Annotated in this window: 2 protein-coding genes; both read right to left on the bottom strand. The window is 74.7% G+C overall.

Annotation, left to right across the window (positions count from 1 at the left end; genetic code table 11):
* Window position 1 precedes the first annotated feature (1 nt).
* Window positions 2-1,255, bottom strand: a complete 1,254-nt coding sequence (locus tag HHX37_RS25140) for an MFS transporter (RefSeq protein WP_220503113.1) — start codon at window positions 1,253-1,255, stop codon at window positions 2-4.
* Complete coding sequence (locus HHX37_RS25145; protein ID WP_182886985.1) at window positions 1,252-21,396, bottom strand: non-ribosomal peptide synthase/polyketide synthase; 20,145 nt, start codon at window positions 21,394-21,396, stop codon at window positions 1,252-1,254. The genes HHX37_RS25140 and HHX37_RS25145 overlap by 4 nt, the downstream gene beginning before the upstream one ends.
* Window positions 21,397-21,400: the final 4 nt, after the last annotated feature.

The raw sequence follows: 21,400 nt of genomic DNA on the forward strand, positions 1-21,400 counted from the left end.
GTCACGTTCCTTCCATGAGGGGGGTGGACGTATCTGTCGGGGACCGCCGGGGGAACCGGCGGAGCGTGGGATTGACGGTGACCAGCACCGTCACGGCCGCGATCCCGGCGGCGCAGGCCAGGACCGCGGCGGTGCCCGGCACCGCCTCTGTGAGGACGCCGCCGAGCACCGGCCCGGCGGCGCCGGCGACGCCCGTGAGCAGGCCGAGGACGCCGCTCAGCCGGCCGCGCAGCTCGTCCGGGGTCAGCAGCAGCTGCTCGGTGATGATCGTGGTGTTGGCCGCCGGGGGCAGCAGCGCCATGGCGAGGAAGAGCGCCCCCATCACGTAGCCGTTCCCCGCGAAGACCGCGAGCGGGGTGAGCGCGGTGAGCGCCCAGAAGACCCCCGCGATGGAGGCGTACGGCGTGAGCCTGCGCCGCAGGTAGGGCGCCGCCAGCGCGCCGGCGATCCCGCCGACGCCGAGCATCGCCGCCATGACGCCGATCTCCCCCGGCGGCACGCCCCTGGCCTTGGCCAGCACGATCACCACGAGGTAGAACGCGCTGAAGAAGAGGTTGAGCACGGTCGCGCAGACGGCCGTCACCCGTACGTGGGGGTGGTCCCACACCCACCGCAGGCCGGAGACGATCTCCCGGCCGAGGTGGGTCCTCTCCGCCGGGACCACCCGCCGCGCGGGCAGGCGGACCCGGGTGAGGGCGGCCAGCGCCGCGACGTGGGTCAGCGCGTCGACGGCGAACGGCACGAACCTGCCGACCGCGAACAGGAAGCCCCCCGCCGCCGTGCCGGCCAGGTGTCCCAGGTTGGCGCGGGCGCCGTTCATGGCCACCGCGGCCGGTAGCTGGTCGTCCGGCACGATGGCGGGCAGGGACGCGTCCTCCGCGGGCTCGAAGAGGGCGGCGCACACCCCCATCACGGCCGCGACGCCCATCAGGTGCGCGAGGCTGACGACGTCCCAGTAGACGGCGGCGACGAGGCTGGCGGCGGCGATCGCCTGCACCGCCTCGCACCCCAGCATGACCTTCTTCCGGTTCCACCGGTCGGCCAGGGCCCCGGCGGGCAGGCCGGCGAACAGCTGCGCCACCGCCACTGTGCCCACCACCAGCCCCGACGCGGCCGCCGAGCCGGTCACCGCGAGCGCCAGCAGGGGGAAGGCGATCGTCGCCGCGCTGACGCCGAGCTCCGAGACCATCCGGCCGCCCCAGAGCAGGCGGTAGTCGCGGTTGGCCGTGAGCGGAGCCGCCACCTCCGCGGTCACGACGCGGCCTCCCGGCAGTCGCGCGCGATCCGCCGCAGCGCCTCGGCGAAGTCGCGGGCGACGGCCTCCACGGTCGACTCCTCGAGCAGGTCGGGCCGGTAGTACCAGACGGCCTCCAGCCGGCCCTCCTGCACCGCCCCCACGACCTCCAGGGGATGGGTGCCGGGTTCCGCCGGATCCTGCTCCCGGCCCAGTGCCGTGTGCGCGCCCCGGTAGAGACCGGCGCCCGGCTCCGCCGCGCGCGCGTCCCACTGGCCCAGGTAGTTGAACACCACCTGCGGCCCGGCCGCCGACAACCGGTCCCGTATGGCCGGAGCGCCGAGGTGACGCAGCGCCCCGAAGCCGAGGCCGTTGCCCGGCACCGTCCGCAGTTGCCGCCGTACCGACTTCACCAGGGCCCGCCAGTCGGGGTCGGCGTCGCCGGTGACGTCCAGGGCGACCGGGAAGATGGTCGTGAACCAGCCGACCGTGCGGGACAGGTCGATCCCGTCGAGGATCTCCTCGCGGCCGTGGCCCTCCAGGTCCACGCGCACCCTGTCGTCCCCTGTCCAGCGGGCCAGCGCCCAGCCGAGCGCCGTCAGCAGGACGTCGTTGATCCGGGTGCGGTAGACGGCCGGGGCCGAGCGGAGCAGCGTCTCGGTGTCCTCCGGCGTCAGGCTCACCGAGACCGTGCGGGCCGGGCCGGGCTCCACGGCGGACGGCGTACGCCTCGCCGGCAGGGTCCCTCCGCCGAGCGCCGCGGCCCAGTGGTCAAGCTCGTGGTCGAGGCCGCCGGCGGCCACGTGCTCCCGCAGGCGCAGCGACCAGTCCCGGTACGACGTGGTCTTGGGGCCGAGCCTGACCTTCTCGCCGAGCGACGCCTGGTGGTAGGCCGTCTCGAGGTCGTCCAGCAGGATCCGCCAGGAGACGCCGTCGATCACCAGGTGGTGGGCCACCAGGAGCAGGTACGGAGCCCGTCCGGGGCCGCGGGTGAACAGGACCGCGCGCAGGAGCGACCCCTGGGCGAGGTCGAAGCCCGCGTGGACCTGGTCGGCGATCTTCTCCATGGCCTCGGGCTGCTCCTCCTCGGCCACGCCGGACAGGTCGTGCCCGCGCAGCACCGTCACCGCCATGGCGGGCGGGTTGTCCTGCCGCCACTCGCCGTCCTCCTGGAAGAACCGCATCCGCAGCGCGTCGTGGTGGCTCACCAGCGCCTCGACGGCCTGCCAGAGCGCCTGCTCGTCGAGATCGGCGGTGAGCTCGACGAAGACGGACTGGTTGAAGTGGTGCGGGTTGACCACATGGGTGTCGAAGAACCAGTGCTGGATGGGCGTGAGCGGCACCGGGCCGGTGACCGGGGTGTCCAGGTCGCCCTCGTCCACAGTGGTGACGACGGCGGCGAGGGCGGCGATGGTCTGGTGGACGAACAGGTCCTTGGCGGCGAGCCGGAGCCCGGCCTGGCGGGCGCGGGAGACGACCTGGAGGCTGAGAATGGAGTCGCCGCCCAGCTCGAAGAAGTTGTCCTCGACCCCGATGTCGCCGATCCCGAGCACATCACTCCAGATCCGCGCCAGCAACTCCTCGGCCTCGGTACGCGGAGCCGTCCGCCCCGCCGGGCGGTCTCCACCCCAGTCCGGAGCAGGCAACGCCGCCCGGTCCAGCTTGCCGTTGACGTTCAACGGCAACGCCTCCAGCGGAACGAACGCCGCCGGAACCATGTAATCCGGCAGAATCCCTCGCAGGAACTCCCGCAGCACCGGCGAGGCGGGAACCTCTGCGCCGGGGGCGGGCACCACGTAGGCCACCAGCCGGCGATGCCCCCCGTCTTCGCGCACCGTCACCACGGCCTCACCCACACCGTCGTGACGCAGCAACGCCGACTCGACCTCACCCAGCTCGATCCGGAACCCCCGGATCTTCACCTGATGATCGGCCCGCCCCAGATAGACCAACTGCCCATCCCCCGACCAGCGCACAATGTCCCCGGTGCGATACATCCGCGCCCCCGGGCCGCCGAACGGATCGGCCACGAACCGCTCCGCGGTCAGCCCCGGCCGGTTCAGGTAGCCGCGCGCCAGCCCGGCCCCGCCCAGATACAACTCCCCCGGCACCCCCACCGGCACCGGACGCAACCCCTCATCCAGCACATACGCCCGCGTGTTCGCGATCGGCGCCCCGATCGGCGGCACCCCCGCGATCTCCTCCTGCGCGTCCTGGGGGGAGAACCACGCGGTGGCATACACCGTCGTCTCCGTCGGCCCGTAGATGTTGGCCAGCTCCACCCCCGGCCACGCCGCCCGGATCTGCCCCGCCACCCGCGGCGACAACGCCTCCCCGGCCACCACCACCGTCCCCGGCACCATCCCCGCCGCCATTTCCGCGGGTGACTGGGACAGCACCTGCGACAACGCCGACGGCACCGCGCTGACCAGACTCACCGGCCCGGCCGCCCGATCGGCCAGCGCCAGCACATCCGCCACGATCTCCACCCGCCCACCGGCCAGCAACGGGCACAGCAACTCGAACACCGACACATCGAAGTTCAGCGACGTCGAGGCCACCACATGCGCCAACCGCTCCGCCCCGACCTCGGTCGCCGCCCACGCGGCCAGATTCACCACACTCGAATGCGTCACCACCACACCCTTCGGCCGGCCCGTCGACCCCGAGGTATAGATCACATACGCCGGATGCGCCGCCACCAACGCCCCCAGCCGATCCCCATCCCCCAGATCGCCGTCCCCCTCCGCCGGGTCCTGCCCGGTGTCGTGCTCGTCGATGAGCAGGCGCGGCACCCCCGGCAGATCCGGCAGCCGCCCGGCCACCTCCGCGGTGGTCACCAGCACCACCGGACACGCGTCGGCGACCATCATCGAAAGCCGCTCGGCCGGATGCGCCGGATCCAGCGGCAGATACGCCCCACCGGCCTTCAACACCGCCAGCACCGCCACCAGCAACTCCACCGACCGCGGCGGCGCCAGCGCCACCAGCCGCTCCGGCCCCACCCCCGCCCCGACCAGCCGCCGCGCCAGCCGATCGGCCCGCGCGTTCAACTCCCGATACGACACCTCCACCCCGCCACACGACACCGCCACCGCCTCCGGCGACCGCGCCACCTGCGCCTCGAACAACACCGGCACCACCGCATCCGGGACAGGGAGGCCGGTCGCGTTCCACTCCTCCAGAACGCGGTGCCGCTCGGCCTCGGTCTGCAGGTCCAGGTCGCCCACCCGGCGGGCGGTGTCGGCGGCGATCTGCTCCAGCACCCGGCCCAGGTGCTCCGCCATCCGCTCGATCGTCCCGGCGTCGAACAGGTCCGTGCTGTAGGTCAGGGCCCCGCGCAGTTCGCCGTCCGCCTCCTGGAACTCGATGGTGACGTCGCATCCTGCGGCGGTGAACGACGGTGCCACGCCCGAGACCGTGAGGCCGGGCATGTCGGGCAGTCCGCCCGGGGTGTTCTGGAGGACGACCATGGCCTGGAAGAGGGGGGTGCGGCTGGTGTCGCGGACCGGGGCCAGCTCCTCCACCACCCGCTCGAACGGCACGTCCTGGTGGGCGAAGGCCCCCAGCACCGTGTCCTTCACCGACCCCAGCAGCTCACCGACCGTCCACCCCGGATCCAGCCGGGTGCGCAGCACCACCGTGTTGACGAAGAACCCGACCAGACGCTCCAGCTCCGCCCGCTCCCGGCCCGAGCTCACCGTCCCCAGCGCCACATCGTCCCGGCCCGACCACCGGCCCAGCACCACCGCACAGGCCGCCACCAGCGGCACGAACATCGTCGCGTCCCGCGACCGCCCCGCGGCCTTGATCCCGGCCACCACCGGCCCCGGCACCGTGAACTCCACCACCGCACCCCGGCCCGACCGCACCGCCGGCCGCGGCCGATCGACCGGCAGCTCCAGCGGCTCGATCCCGGCCAGCCGCTCCCGCCAGTAGCCGAGCTGCCCCGACAACACCTCCCCCGACATCCGCTCCCGCTGCCACACCGCGAAATCGGCGTACTGCACCGGCAACGCCGAAAGCTCCGGCTCCCGCCCCTCGGCCAGCGCCCCGTAGGCCACGCCCAGCTCCCCGGCCAGCACTCCCGTCGACCAGCCGTCGGTCACGATGTGGTGCAGGGTCAGCATGAGGACGTGGTCGTCGCCGGCCAGCCGCAGGAGCAGCGCCCGCATCAGCGGGCCGTGCCGCAGGTCGAACGTCCGCCGGGCCTCGGCGTCGAGAGCCTCGACGAGGGCGGCCTCCCGGTCGCCGGCGGGCCGTCCGGACAGGTCGAGCAGGGGCAGCGGCACCTCGTACGGCGGGTGCACGGTTTGCACGCCGTGGCCGTCCTCCTGACCGAACGTCGTCCGCAGTGACTCGTGCCTGGCGACCAGCACGTCCAGGGCGGACCGCAGCGCCTCCCGGTCCAGCTCACCGCGCAGGCGCAGGGCCGTCGGCGTGACGTACTCGGTGCTGTCCGGCTCGAACTCGTGCAGGAACCACAGCCGCTGCTGCGCGAACGACAGCGGCAGCGGCCGGCCGCGCGGAACCGCCGGGATGGCCTCCCCGGCGGTGCTCAGCCGCACCTCCCCGCCGATCTCCCGGGCCAGCCCGGCCACGGTGGGCGTGGTGAACAGCACGCGCGGGGACAGCTGGACCCCGAGCGCCGCGCGCACCCGCGACACCACCTGGATGCTGAGGATCGAGTCGCCGCCCAGCTCGAAGAAGTTGTCCTCGACGCCGACGCGGTCCACCCCCAGCACCTCCGACCAGATGCCGGCGAGGACGCGCTCGGCGTCGGTCCGCGGAGCCGTGTACGCCGACCTGGCCCCGGCGGCGAAGTCGGGCGCGGGAAGCGCTCTGCGGTTCAGCTTTCCGCTGGAGGTCGTGGGCAGCCGGTCCAGCACGACGAACGCGGACGGCACGAGGTAGTCCGGCAGGCTCCGTCCGAGCGCCTCGCGCAACGCGGCGGGCTCCGGCGTCCCCGGGCAGGACGGGACCAGGTAGGCCACCAGCCTGAGGTGCCCGTTGCCGTCCGGGCGGGCCAGCACGGCCGCTTCGGCCACCTCCGGCAGCCGCACCAGGGCCGCCTCGATCTCGCCGGGCTCGATGCGCAGGCCGCGGATCTTGACCTGGTCGTCGGCCCGGCCGAGGAACTCCAGCACTCCCTCGGAGGTCCATCGGGCCAGGTCGCCCGTCTTGTACATGCGCGTGCCCGGCTCCCCGAACGGGTCGGCTATGAACCGCTCGGCGGTCAGCCCCGGCCGGTTCAGGTAGCCCCGCGCCAGCTGCGGCCCGGCCAGATAGAGCTCCCCGCGAACCCCCACGGGCGCCATCCGGAGCCGGTCGTCCAGCACGTACGCCCGCAGGTTGTGCAGCGGACGGCCCACGACGGGCCCGGGAGCGTCCCCGACCCGGCACCACAGCGCGTCCACCGTGCACTCGGTCGGCCCGTAGAAGTTGTAGGCCGCGGTGCCCGGCACCTCGGCCAGCCGCCGCCACAGGTCCTCCTCCAGCGCCTCCCCGCCCAGCATCAGCACCGCCGGGCGATGCCGCCCCTCCTCCAGCAGACCCGCCGCCAGCAACTGCCGCGCATATGTCGGCGTCAGATCCATGAAGTCGATCCGGCGGCTGTCCACGTATGCCACCAGCGCCTGCGGATCCAGCCGCACCGCGTCGTCGATCAGATGCAGCTCATGACCCGCCACCATCAGCAGCAGGCCCTCCAGGGAGGTGTCGAAGGAGAACACGGCGGTCAGCGCGGCACGCAGCCGCCCGCGCCCGGCGTCCCCGAGGTGAACGTCCGTGAGGAACCCTGCCCGGTGGCTCGCCAGCAGGTTCGCCAGGCCGCGGTGCTCCACCACGACGCCCTTCGGCGTCCCCGTCGACCCCGACGTGTAGATGACGTAGGCCGCGTCGCCGGGCCGAGGGCCGCGGCCGAGCGCGGGTGCGGCGTCCGCGGCCAGGTCCGCGCGGGTCTGCGGCGCGTCCAGCGCCACGACGGGCACCGCCGCGCCGACGGCCTCCGCCGTCCCGGAGGTGGTCAGCGCCAGCGCCGCCCCGGAGTCCGCCAGCAGGAACCGCACCCGGTCGGCGGGCAGGCCGGGGTCGACCGGCAGGTAGGCCGCGCCGGCCTTGAGCACGGCGAGGATCGCCACCACCACGTCGGCCGTACGCGGCAGGACCAGGGCCACCACGCACCCGGGCCCCGCGCCGCGGGCGGCCAGCAGCCGGGCCAGCCGGGACGCCCGGTCGTCGAGCTCGGCGTAGGTCAGCGTGGTGTCCCCGAACACCAGCGCCGTCGCGCCGGGCGTCGCCGAGGCCTGGGCCTCGAACAGCTCCACCACGGTGCCGTCCACCACGCTGCCGTCCGCCGTGCCGTCCACCGGGCCGTCCGGCGCCCCGTCGCCGGCGCCGCTCCATTCGGCGAGCAGCCGCCGCTCGTGGGCGTCCAGCAGCGGGATCTCGGCCGGGGTACGGCCGGGGTCGGCGGCCAGCTCCGCCAGCGCAGCCGACAGGTGTCCCGCCATGCGCTCGATCGTGACAGCGTCGAACAGCCGGGGGTCGTAGTCGAGCAGGAGCCGGAGCTCATCCTCGACGTAGGCGGTCAGGGCCAGCGGGAAGCTCGTCGTGTCCACGCCGTCCGCCTCCGTCACCCGCGGGCTGCCCGGGACGTCGTCGCCGCCGATGGGATAGTTCTCGAACACCACGACGCTGTCGAACAGCGCGGTCCCGGCGGGCACGTCGGTCCACCCCTGGATCTGGGAGAGCGAGACGTGGTCGAAGCGCCGCGACTCGCTCTGCGCGAGCTGGAGCTCGCGCAGCCAGGACACGACGTCCCGCCGGTCGTCCACGGCGACCCGGGTCGGCACGGTGTTGATGAACATGCCGATCATCGACTCCACGCCGGGCAGCTCCGCGGGACGGCCCGACACCGTGGTGCCGAACACCACGTCGCGCTCGCCGCCGTACCGGGACAGCAGCAGCGCCCAGGCGCCCTGCACGACGGTGTTCATCGTCAGCCCGCCCCGCCGGGCCAGTGCGCGCAGCCGGGCGGAGGTGTCCGCGGCGAGGTCCACCCGGGCCGACGCGCTCGACTCGGCCTGGTGCGCCTCGACCGGCGGCCGGTCGTACGGCAGCGGGGTGGGCGCGTCGAAGCCGGACAGCGCCTGCCGCCAGTGTTCCTCCGCCCGCCGGACGTCCTGCTCGCCCAGCCAGCGCAGGTAGTCGCGGAAGGGCCGGCGGGCCGCGGGCTCGGTCCGCCGCCCGGCGGTGATGCCCGCGTACTGCTCGCAGACCTCGGCGAAGACGGCCGCCGCGCTCCAGCCGTCGAGCAGCACGTGGTGGGAGGTCCAGACGAGCAGCACCTCGTCGTCGGTGACCCGCCCGATGACCAGCCGCATCAGTGGGGCCGCCGACAGGTCCACGCCGGTGGCGAGGTCCTCCGTGAGCACGCGCCGGATCTCCCGGTCCCGTTCCTCCTCCGGCAGGTGCCGCCAGTCGTGGTGGGCGACGGGCACGGCGACCCGGCGGCGTACGACCTGGAGCGGCTCGTCCACGCCGTCCCACGCCAGGCAGGTGCGCAGGATCGGCGTGCGGTCCACGACCCGCTGCCAGGCCTCGGCCAGGGCCCGCGGGTCGCGCACGCCCGACAGCCGCAGCCGGAACTGGTCGAGGTAGGCGCCGGACGCGGAGTCGACCAGACTGTGGAAGAGCATGCCGGCCTGCAGCGGCGTCAGCGGGTAGACGTCCTCGACCTCGCGGCCGTCGCCCGCGATCCGGTCCACCGCCGCCTGGTCCAGCCGGGCCAGCGGGAAGTCCGACGGGGTGCAGCCGCCGGCCTCCGGGCTGACGCAGTGCTCGACGATCTCCCGCAGCGCGGTGACGGTCTCCTCGGCCAGGAGCCGTACGGTCGTCTCCTCGTGCACCTGGTCGTAGTAGCTCCAGTCGAGCCGCAGCACGCCGTCGGCGACCAGGCCCGTGACATCGAGGAGGTGGGCCGGGCGGGTGCCGGGCGCGCTGTCGGAGCCGATGCCGTCGTGCCAGCGCCGGTAGAGGCCCTCCGCGCCGCCGGAAGTGCCGCCGGGGGTGCCGCCCCACTGCCCGAGGTAGTTGACGCAGATCCGCGGCGAGGGGTCGTCCCGCAGAGCGGCCGCGGGCGAACGGGGCGCGCTGAGGTAGCGCAGGGCCTCATAGCTGAGCCCGCGCCGGGGGATCTCGCGGAGCCCCTCCTTGACCGTTTTGATCGTCTCGGCCCAGCCGGGGCGGGTGCCGAGCGCCACCGGGAAGCGGGAGGTGAACCACCCGACCGTGCGGGACAGGTCGGCGCCGTCGAGGATCTCCTCCCGGCCGTGGCCTTCCAGCGCGACCAGCACGGCGTCCCGGCCGGTCCACCGGCACAGGACCCGGCCGAGCGCGGCCAGCAGCACGTCGTTGATCTGCGTGCGGTACGCCCCGGGCACCTCGTGCAGCAGCCGGTCGGTGGTCTCCCTGTCCAGAGCCGCCGAGACCGTCCGGGGGTGACCCGAGGGCGCCGCCCCGGGGTGGTCGACGGGGATGTCCGCCGGCGCGGCGGCCGGCACGGACGTCCAGTACGGCAGGTCGTCGTCGAGCCCGCCGGAGCGGACGTGCCCGGCGAGCCGGCTCGCCCACGCCGTGAAGGACGTGCCGGCCGGTTCCAGCTCGATCGCGCGGCTCCCGGCCGCCTGCTCGTAGGCGGTCTCCAGGTCGCCGAGCAGGATCCGCCACGACACGCCGTCGACGACGAGGTGGTGGACGGTCAGGAACAGCAGGGGCGGCCGCCCGGGCCCGTCGGTGAACAGCACCGCCCGCAGCAGCGGCCCGGCCACGACGTCCAGGCTGGTCTGGGCGGCCAGCGCCGTCCGTTCCAGCTCGGCCCGCCGCGCCTGCTCGTCCAGTCCGCCGAGGTCGCAGCGCCGGAAGATCTCGGCCGTCTCGGCCGGGGCGACGTGCTGCCGCCACTCGCCGTCCTCCCGCAGGAAGCGCATCCGCAGGGCGTCGTGGCGCGCCACCACGGCGTCGAGCGCCCGCCGCAGCGCGTGCTCGTCGAGGTCGGCGGCGAGCTCGACCAGGACCGACTGGTTGAAGTGGTCCGGGCTGTCTCCCTCGCTCTCGAAGAGCCACCGCTGGATGGGGGTGAGCGGCACCGGCCCGGTGACGGCGGCGTCGGGGCCGGGCTCGTCCGCGGTGGTGACGGCAGGGGCGAGCGCGGTGATGGTCTGGTGGACGAACAGGTCCTTGGTGGCCAGGCGCAGCCCGGCCCGCCGGGCCCGGGAGACGACCTGGATGCTCAGAATGGAGTCACCGCCCAGCTCGAAGAAGTTGTCCTCGGCCCCGACCCGGTCCACGCCCAGGACCTCCGCCCAGATGCGGGCCAGCTCCCGCTGGACCGGCCCGGCCGGCTCCACGTACCCGCGGTCCGAGGTGAGGGCGGCCTCGGGAGCGGGCAGGGCGCGCCGGTCGACCTTGCCGTTGGCCGACAGCGGCAACGCCTCCAGCGTCACGAACACCGACGGGACCATGTAGTCCGGCAGCGAACGGGCCAGCCAGTCCCGCAGTTCGCCCGGCGCCGGCCGTTCGTCCGCGGCGGGGACGACGTAGGCGACGAGGTGTTTGCGGCCGGCCGGGTCCTGGTGCGCGGCCACCACGCTCTGCCCGATCGCGGGGTGGGCCTGGAGGGCCGCCTCGATCTCCCCGAGCTCGATCCGGAACCCGCGCAGCTTGACCTGGTCGTCGCCCCGGCCGAGGAACTCCAGCACGCCGCCGGGGGTCCAGCGGACCACGTCCCCGGTGCGGTACATCCGCTCCCCCGGGCCGCCGTAGGGGTCGGCGACGAAGCGCTCTGCGGTCAGGCCGGGCCGGTCCAGGTAGCCGCGGGCCAGGCCGGCCCCGGCGATGTACAGCTCACCGGCCACCCCGACCGGCACCGGGCGCAGCCGCCCGTCCAGCACGTGGAGGCGCATGTTGTCCAGCGGGGACCCGATCGGAACCGCGTCCGGCACCTGCCGTGGCAGGGCCATCGGGTGCGCGGCGGCGAAGGTGGTGGTCTCCGTCGGGCCGTAGCCGTCGACCACGACGACGCCGGGGCAGGCGTCCATGACCCGGCGCACCGCGTCGGCCGGGACGACGTCCCCGCCGGTCCACACCTCCCGCACCCCGGCCAGGCAGGCCGGGTCCTCGGCCGCGACCAGGCGGAACAGTCCGGCGGTGAGCCACACCGCGCCCACCCGGTGCATGGTGACCAGCTCCCGCAGGGCGGCCGGGTCCAGCTCGCCCGGCGGTGCGACCAGCACCGTGCCGCCGCGCAGCAGCGGCACCCACATCTCGTATGTCGAGGCGTCGAACGCCTGGGGCGAGTGCGCCAGCACCCGCGCGTGCGCCGGCCCGTCGAACCGGTGGTCGAAGGCGAGCGCCGCCACGTCCCGGTGCCGCACCGCGACGCCCTTGGGCACCCCGGTGGACCCGGAGGTGTACATCACGTACGCGAGGCGGTCGGGGTCGATCACGCTCTCCTGCCACGGGAGGCCGTGCGGGTGCTCCTCGCCGCGCGGCGGTTCCGGCGAGGGGTCGCGCAGCGGCTCTCCCGCCACGACGACCGGCCCGGCGTGGATCCGGCGGGCGGTGTCCCGCCAGGCGTGGTCGGTGACGACGACCGGGGCGCCGGCCTCGGCCAGCACCTGCGCCAGCCGCGGGGCCGGCGCCCGCACGTCCAGCGGCAGGTACGCCCCGCCCGCCTTCAGCACGGCCAGCACCGCCACGACCATGTCGGCCGAGCGGTCCATCAGCACGCCGACCCGGTCCTCCGGTCCCACCCCGGACGCGGCGAGGTGACGCGCCAGCCGGGCCGAACGCTCGTCCAGCTCCCGGTAGGTCAGGTGGTCAGGCCCGCAGACCACCGCGACCGCGGTGGGGTCGCGCCGCACCCGTTCGGCGAACAGCGCCGGCACCGACCCCTCGGGAACCTTCCGGCCGGTGGCGTTCCACGAGGCCAGCGTCGCGTGCTCGGCGTCGGTCAGCAGGTCGAGGTCTCCCACCCGCCGGGCGGGGCCGGCCGCGATCTGCTCCAGCGCCCGCACCAGATGACCCGCCATCCGCTCGATGGTCCCGGCGTCGAACAGATCGGTGCTGTAGTTGACGGCGGCCCGCATACCGCCCTCGAACTCCTGGAACTCCACCAGGACGTCGGTGCTCGCGACGGCCGTGGCGGGCGCGATCTCCTCGACCACGAGCCCGGGCAGACGCGGTGGCCCGTCGTCGGTGTTCTGCAGGACGATCATGGCCTGGAAGAGGGGGGTGCGGCTGGTGTCGCGGGCCGGTGCCAGCTCCTCCACCACCCGCTCGAACGGCACGTCCTGGTGGGCGAAAGCCTCCAGCACCGTGTCCCGCACCCCACCCAGCAGCTCCTCCACCGTCTGCGCCGGATCCACCCGGGTCCGCAGCACCACCGTGTTGACGAAGAACCCGACCAGACGCTCCAGCTCCGCCCGCTCCCGCCCAGAGGTGACCGTCCCCAGCGCCACATCGCCCTGGCCCGACCACCGGCCCAGCACCACCGCGCAGGCCGCCACCAACGGCACGAACATCGTCGCGTCCCTCGACCGCCCCACCGCCTTGATCCCGGCCACCACCGACGCCGGCACGGTGAACTCCACCACCGCACCCCGCCCCGACCGCACCGCCGGCCGCGGCCGATCCGCCGGCAACTCCAGCGGCTCCAGCCCCGCCAGCCGCTCCCGCCAGTACCCCAGCTGCCCCGACAACACCTCCCCCGACATCCGCTCCCGCTGCCACACCGCGAAGTCGCCGTACTGCACCGGCAACTCCGCCAGCTCCGGCTCCCGCCCCGCGGCCAGCGCCGCGTACGCCACCCCCAGCTCCTCCGCCAGCACCCCCATCGACCAGCCGTCGGTCACGATGTGGTGCAGCGCGAGGGCCAGCACGTGCCGGGTGGGCGCGAGCCGGATCAGCGTCGCCCGCATCAGCGGGCCGTGCCGCAGGTCGAACGGGCGGGCCCGCTCGGCGGCCAGCAGGCGCTCCGACTCCGCGTCGCGCTCGGGCCCCGGCAGGCCACTCAGGTCGTGAACGGGCGTCTCGACCTCGTACGGCGGGTGCACGGTCTGCACGCCGTGGCCGTCCTCCTGACCGAACGTCGTCCGCAGCGACTCGTGCCGGGCCACCAGCACGCCCAGGGCGGCCCGCAGCGCCTCCCGGTCCAGCTCGCCGTCGAGCCGGAAGCCGGCGAAGGTGACGTACTCCGTGCTGTCCGGCTCGAACTCGTGCAGGAACCACAGCCGCTGCTGCGCGAACGACAGCGGCAGCGTCCCCTCGCGGGGGACGGGACGGATGACGCCGGCGTTCCCCGCCGAGTCGTCCCCGGCGGCTGCCTCGGCGGGGGCCAGGACCGCGGCGAGCCGCGCCACGGTGGGGTGGGTGAACACGGCACGCGGCGAGACGTCCACGCCGAAGGCCGCCCGCAGCCGGGCCGTCACCCTGATGCTGACGATGGAGTCACCGCCCAGCTCGAAGAAGTTGTCCTCGGCCCCGACCCGCTCGACTCCGAGCACCTCCGACCAGATGCGGGCCACCGCGCGCTCGGCGTCCGTACGAGGCTCTACGTGGGGACGGCCGGACGCGCCCCACTCGGGGGCGGGCAGCGCCCGCTGGTCCAGCTTGCCGCTGACGGTGCGCGGCAGCGCCTCCAGCGTGACGAACGCCGCGGGGATCATGTGGTCCGGCAGCGTCGCGGACAGCCGTTCCCGCAGCTCGGAGACGTCCGGCGTGGGCCGCACCGGCACCGCGGCCGGTCCGTTCCGCTGTGGTTCTCCGGGCCCCTGCGGCGCCGGGACCACGTACGCCACCAGGCGCGGGAGGCCGGGCTCGTCCTCGCGGGCCACGACGGCGGCCTCGGCCACGCCGGGGCAGGCGAGCAGCGCCGCCCGGACCTCGCCGGGCTCGATGCGGAATCCCCTGATCTTGACCTGGTCGTCGGCCCGGCCGAGGAACTCCAGCACGCCCCGATCGGTCCACCGCACGAGGTCGCCCGTCTTGTACATGCGCGTGCCCGGCGCCCCGAACGGGTCGGCCATGAACCGCTCGGCGGTCAGCCCCGGCCGGTTCAGGTAGCCCCGCGCCACCTGCGGCCCCGCCAGGTACAGCTCGCCGGGCATGCCCACACCCACCGGCCGCATCCGGTCGTCCAGCACGTACGCCCGGAGGTTGTGCAGCGGGCGGCCGACGTGCGGCCGGCCGGCGTCCCCCACCCGGCACCACAGCGCGTCCACGGTGCACTCGGTCGGCCCGTAGAAGTTGTAGGCCGCCGTGCCGGGCACCTCCGACAGCCGCCGCCAGAGGTCCTCGTCCAGCGCCTCGCCGCCGAGCATGAGCACCGCCGGGCGGTGCCGCCCCTCCTCCAGCAGCCCGGCCGCGAGCAGCTGCCGGGCGTAGGTGGGCGTGAGGTCCATGAAGTCGACGCGATGGGCGCCGACGTAGGCGACCAGCGCCTCCGGGTCCAGCCGCACGGCGTCGTCGATCAGGTGCAGCTCGTGGCCGGCCGCCATCAGCAGCGGCCCCTCCCAGGAGGTGTCGAAGGAGAACGACGCGGTGAGGGCGGCCCGCAGCCGCCGGTCACCCGCCTCGGCGAGGAAGCCCGCCCGGTGGCTCGCCAGCAGGTTGGCCAGCCCCCGGTGCTCGACCACCACGCCCTTCGGCGTCCCCGTCGACCCCGACGTGTAGATCATGTATGCGGCCGTGTACCCGCGTACCGGGCCGAGGCGGTCGGCGTCGGTGAGGTCCGTGTCCGCGTGCCCGGCGAGGACGGCCTCGTTCACGGGCGCGTCCAGCACCAGCACGGGATCGGCGTCCCGGAGCATCAGAGCCACGCGGTCGGCCGGCAGCCCGGGGTCGATCGGCAGGTAGACGGCGCCGGCCTTGAGCACCGCGAGGATCGCGGCCACCATCCCGGCCGATCGGGGCAGGGCCAGCGCCACCACCTGCCCGGGGCCCGCGCCCTGGCCGACCAGGTGGCGGGCGAGCCGGTTGGCCCGCCCGTTGAGCTCGGCGTAGGTCACGGCGTCCGCACCGCAGACGAGCGCCGTGGCGTCCGGGGTCCGCCGCGCCTGGTCCTCGAACACCTCGGCCACCGTGGCGTCCGGCACGTCCAAGGCGTTTCCGGTCCCGCGTGCGAGCACCTGTTCCCGCTCGGCGGAGGTGAGCAGCGGCAGCTCGCCCGCCGTACGGTGCGGGTCGTCGGCGATCGCGGTCACCAGCAGGCGCAGATGGCCGGCCATGCGCCGCGCCGTGGCGGAGTCGAACAGCCGCGGGTCGTAGGCGAGGTCGACGTCGAGCCGGTCGGTGAGGTAGGCGCGCAGGCTGAGGGGGAAGTTGGTGACGTCCCGGGCCCGGACCTCGGTCACCCGCGGGCCGTCCTCACCGGCCGAGTACGGGTAGTTCTCGAAGACGACCATGCTGTCGAACAGGTTCGTCCCCCCGGGCAGGTCGCTCCACGACTGGAGCTGGGCCAGGGAGACGAAGTCGAACCGCCGCGACTCGCTCTGCGCCTCCTGCAGACGGCGCAGCCACGGCAGGAGGTCCTCCCCCGCCTCCACGCGCACCCGCGTCGGCAGCGTGTTGATGAACATGCCGACCATCGACTCCACGCCGGGCAGCTCCGCCGGGCGGCCCGAGACCGTGGTGCCGAAGACCACCTCCGGCTCGCCGCCGTAGTGGGCGAGCAGCAGGGCCCAGGCGCCCTGCAGGACGGTGTTGACGGTGAGCCCGTTGCCCTGGACCGCCGCGCGCAGCCGCGCGGACTCCTCCGCCGTCAGCGCGAAACCGGCCGACGCGCCCGACTCCGCGCGGTGCGCCTGCTCCGGCCGCCGGTCGTACGGCAGGGGGGTCGGCGCGGCGACCCCGGCCAGCACCCGCCGCCAGTGCTCCTCCGCCTCGCGAGTGTCCTGGTCGCCCAGCCAGCGCAGGTAGTCGCGGAACGGACGGCGGGACGGGAGCGCCGGGGTGCGGCCGGCCACGATCGCGGTGTACTGCTCGCACACCTCGGCGAACACCTGCCCGAGGCTCCAGCCGTCCAGGATGAGGTGGTGCGTGGTCCACCCGAGCAGCACCCGGTCGCCGGTGAGGCGGGCGACGGCCAGGCGCATCAGCGGCGCCGCACCGAGGTCGCCCATCGCCGCCCGGTCCGCCGCGAGCACCCGGTCGAGCTCCCGCTCCCGCTCGCTCTCAGGGAGATCGCGCCAGTCGTGCTGGGTGACCGGCACGGTGGCCCGGCGCCGTACGACCTGGACCGGCTCGTCCACCCCTTCCCAGACGACGCAGGTGCGCAGGGCCGGCGTGCGGTCCACGACCCGCTGCCAGGCCTCGGCCAGGGCGTGCGGGTCGGACACGCCGTCGAGGGTCAGTCTCGCCTGGTCGACGTACACGTCGGCCCCGGCGTCGACCAGGCTGTGGAAGAGCATGCCGGCCTGCAGCGGCGTCAACGGGTAGACGTCCTCGACGTCCCGGCCGTCTCCGGCGATCCGGTCCACCGCCGCCTGGTCCAGGCGGGCCAGCGGGAAGTCCGACGGGGTGCGGCCACCCGCGTCCGGCCGGTCGCAGTGCTCGACGATCTCGCGCAGCGCCTCCAGCATCCGGCCGGCCACCCGCCGTACGGTGGCCTCGTCGTGCACCTCGGGTGAGTAGTGCCAGGTCAGCTCCAGCCGTCCGCCCTCGACCAGCCCGACGACGTCCAGGAGATAGGCCGCGGGCTCGGCCGGGTCGAGGTCGGGACCCGCGCCGTCCAGCCTGGCCCGGTACAGGCCGTCCGGCCGGACGTCCCACTGGCCGTGGTAGTTGAACCGGATCCCCGGCCGGGGGTCGTCGCGCAGGGCGACGGCCGGGGTTCCGGGCGCGGCGAGGTAGCGCAGCGCGTCGTAGCTCACGCCGCCGCGCGGCACCGCCCGCAGGCGCTCCTTGACGGACTTCAGCGCGGCGCCCCAGTCGACAGCGCAGTCCGCGGCGTGGTCTCCCGCGGGCACCTCCAGGGCGACCGGGTACTGGGCGGTGAACCAGCCGACCGTGCGGGTCAGGTCCGCGCCGTCGAGGATGTCCTGGCGGCCGTGTCCCTCCATGGCCACGAGGACCCGGTCGCGACCCGTCCACTCCGACAGCGCCCGGCCGAGCGCGGCCAGCAGGACGTCGTCGATCCGGGTGCGGTACGCCCCGGGCACCCGGTGCAGCAGCCCGTCGGTGTCGTCCCCGTCGAGCCGTACGGTGACGGTGCGGACGGAGCCCATGGTGGCGGTGCCCGGACGGTCCACCGGCAGGTCCGCGGCGGTGCCGCGGGACGCCTCGGTCCAGTGCGCGAGGTCGCCGTCGAGGCCTCCGGAGCGGACCAGTGCGGTCAGGTCGTGCGCCCACCGGGCGAATGAGGTGCCGACCGGTTCGAGCGTCACCGGCCGGCCCTCGGCCGCCTGCCGGTAGGCGGTCTCCAGGTCGGCGAGCAGGATCCGCCAGGAGACGCCGTCGACGGCGAGGTGGTGCGCGGTGACGAACAGGCGCGGCGGGCGGCCGGGGCCGAGGTCGAACAGCAGGGCCCGGACCAGCGGGCCGTGCGCCGGGTCGAGCGTGGCGCGGGCCGCGGTCGCGGCCTCCTCGACCGCCGCCGCGACCCGGTCGTCGTCCAGCCCGGACAGGTCGTGCCGCTCCAGCGGAGCGGCCGGGGCGGGGCCGGTCTCCTGCCGCCATTCGCCGCCGACCGGCGCGAACCGGGTCCGCAGCGCCTCGTGGTGCTCCAGGACGGCCGACAGGGCGGCCCGCAGCGCCTGCTCCTCGACGTGCTCGGCCAGCTCGAACAGCATCGACATGGTGAAGTGGCGGAGCGGCCCGTGGGTGGCGAAGAACCAGTGCTGGATCGGGCCCAGCGGGGCGGGCCCGGTGATGGCCGGCCCGGCGGGAGCCGCCGGGGCGGACGCGGGGGCCCGTACGGCCGAGGCGAGCTCCGCGACGGTCTGGTGCCGGAAGATGTCACCGGCGGCCAGGTGGAGGCCGGCCTGGCGGGCGCGGGAGACGACCTGGAGGCTGAGGATCGAATCGCCGCCGAGTTCGAAGAAGTTGTCCTCGACCCCGATATCGTCGATGCCGAGCACGTCGCTCCAGATCCGCGCGAGCGACTCCTCCACCGGCGTGCGCGGCGCGACCCGCCGGGCCGACCGGTCACCACCGAAGTCCGGCGCCGGCAACGCGGCCCGGTCCAGCTTGCCGTTGACATTCAACGGCAGACCATCAAGGGCGACGAACGCCGCGGGCACCATGTAATCCGGCAGAATCCCCCGCAGGAACTCCCGCAGCACCGGCGAGGCGGGAACCTCTGCGCCGGGGGCGGGCACCAGGTAGGCCACCAGCCGGCGATGCCCCCCGTCTTCGCGCACCACCACCACCGCATCAGCGACGCTTCCGTGGCGCGCCAGGGCCGCCTCGACCTCACCCAGCTCGATCCGGAACCCCCGGATCTTCACCTGGTGATCGGCCCGCCCCAGATACACCAGCCGCCCATCACCGCTCCACCGGACCACGTCCCCGGTGCGATACATCCGCGCCCCAGGGTCTCCGAACGGGTCGGCCACGAACCGCTCGGCGGTCAGCCCCGGCCGGTTCAAATAGCCCCGGGCGAGTCCGGCCCCGCCCAGATACAACTCCCCCGGCACCCCGACCGGCACCGGCCGCAGCCGCTCGTCCAGCACATACGCCCGGGTGTTGGCGATCGGCGCCCCGATCGGCGGCACCCCGCCCTCCCCCGGGTAGGAGTACCCGGCGGTGGCATACACCGTCGTCTCGGTCGGACCGTAGATATTGGCGATCTCCACCCCCGGCCAGGCGGTGCGGATCTGCCCGGCCACCTGCGGCGACAACGCCTCCCCCGCCACCACCACCATGCCCGGCACCGTCTGGACCGGCGACTGGGCCAGCACCTGACCCAACGCCGACGGCACCGCACTGACCAGGCTCACCGCCCCCGCCGGGCGATCGGCCAGCGCCAGCACATCAGCGACGATCTCCACCCGGCCGCCCACCATCAGCGGGCACAACAACTCGAACACCGACACATCGAAGTTCAGCGAGGTCGAGGCCACCACATGCGCCAACCGCCCCGCCCCCAGATCCGACGCCGCCCACGCGGCCAGGTTCACCACGCTGGCATGGGTGACCACCACCCCCTTCGGCCGCCCCGTCGACCCCGAGGTATAGATCACATACGCCGGATGAGCGGGGGTCAGCCCCGCCCGCAGAGCTGTCAGGTCGCCGTCGTCCCGGCCCTCGGCGGTTTCGGAGTCCATCAGCAGGCGGGGCAGCCCCGCCAGCTCCGGCAGCCGACCGGCCACCTGCGAGGTGGTGACCAGCACCACCGGGCGGGCGTCGGCGACCATCATCGAAAGCCGCTCGGCCGGATGCGCCGGATCCAGCGGCAGATACCCGCCCCCGGCCTTCAACACCGCCAGCACCGCCACCAGCAACTCCACCGACCGCGGCGGCGCCAGCGCCACCAGCCGCTCCGGACCCACCCCCAGCCCGGCCAGCCGACGCGCCAGCCGATCGGCCCGCGCGTCCAGCTCCCGATACGACAGCTCCTCACCCCCGCACGACACCGCCACCGCATCCGGCGTCCGCGCCACCTGCGCCTCGAACAACGCCGGCAGCACCGCCTCCGGCACGGGTGCGCCGGTGGCGTTCCACGAGGCCACCAGCGCCTGCTCGGCCTCGCCTGCCAGGGGCAGCTCGGCCAGCGGCCGGGCGGGGTCGGCGGCCACGGCCGCCAGAAGCACTCCCAGGTGCTCCGCCATCCGCTCGACGGTCCCGGCGTCGAACAGCTCGGTGCTGTACTCCACGGACACGGCGAGTTCGCCGCCGCGCTCGTGGAACTCCACGGTGAGGTCGAAGGTCGAGGCGCGGCGCTCCACGACGACGTCCTCGGCCCGCAGCCCGGCGAACGCCGGAGCGCCGCGCGCCGAGTCCTGCCACAGCACCATGACGTCGAAGAGCGGGTTGCGGCTGGGGTCACGCGTGGCGTGCAGGGCGTCCACGAGCCGCTCGAACGGCACCTCGTCGTTGGCGAAGGCGTCGAGGGCGGCGCCGCCGACGGCGGCGAGGAAGTCGGTGAAGCGCGCCGAGAGGTCCACGTACGAGCGCAGCACCACGGTGTTGGCGAAGAACCCCACCGTGCGGTGCAGCTCGGGCCGCTGCCGCCCGGACACCGCGGTGCCTACGGCCACGTCGTCCTGGCGGGCGTACCGGGCACACCAGAGCTGGCAGGCGGCCAGCAGCACGGTGAAGAGCGTGGTGCCGCCCTCCCGGGCCAGGCCGGCCAGCCGGGCGGTGACGCCGGCGGGCACGGTGAAGCGGTGCACGGCCCCGGCGGAGGTGCGGACGGCGGGCCGCGGCCGGTCGGCCGGCAGGTCCAGCGGGGGCACGCCGGCGAGCCGCCGCGTCCAGTACTCCAGCTGCGCGTCGAGGTTCGCCCGCCGCTCCCGCTGCCACACGGCGTAGTCGCCGTACTGCAGGGGCGGCGGCGGCAGCTCGGCGTCCGCGCCGGTCACGGCGGCCGTGTAGAGGGCGGCGAGCTCCTCCGCGACGACGCCCATGGACCAGCCGTCGGTGACGATGTGGTGGGCGGTGAGCAGCAGCACGTGCTCGTGCTCGCCCGCCCGCACCAGCAGCGCCCGGAACAGCGGCCCGCGGCGCAGGTCGAAGGGACGGGCGTACTCCTCGGCCAGCGCCCGGTCCAGCTCCTCCGGAGCGGCCGCCGCCACCGTCCGCAGCACCGGCCCGTCCGGCGCCTCCCGCACGATCTGCACCGGCTCGCCGTCGACCTCGTCGAACACCGTGCGCAGCGACTGGTGCCGGGCGACGATCCCGCGGACCGCACCGGCCAGCGCGCCGGCGTCCAGCGGGCCGAGGAGCCGCAGAGCCAGCGCGCTGTGGTACTCCTCGGTGCCGGGCCGCAGCTGTTCGAGGAACCACAGCCGCCGCTGGGCGGACGACAGCGGCAGCGGGCCGCCGCGCTCGGCGGGCCGGATCACATCGGCGGGGGCGGCCTGCCCGGCCAGCCGCCGGCGCAGCACCTCCTGGAGCTCGGCGGGCAGGGCCGCGATCCGGCTCTCGTGCGTTGACGCCATGGTC

The sequence above is a fragment of the Microbispora sp. H10885 genome (assembly GCF_014161415.1).
Taxonomy (GTDB): Bacteria; Actinomycetota; Actinomycetes; order Streptosporangiales; family Streptosporangiaceae; genus Microbispora; species Microbispora triticiradicis.

What these genes read in the sequence shown, in the direction of transcription:
- HHX37_RS25145 (WP_182886985.1), bottom strand. Translation starts at nt 21,396, where the DNA reads ATGGCGTCAACGCACGAGAGCCGGATCGCGGCCCTGCCCGCCGAGCTC.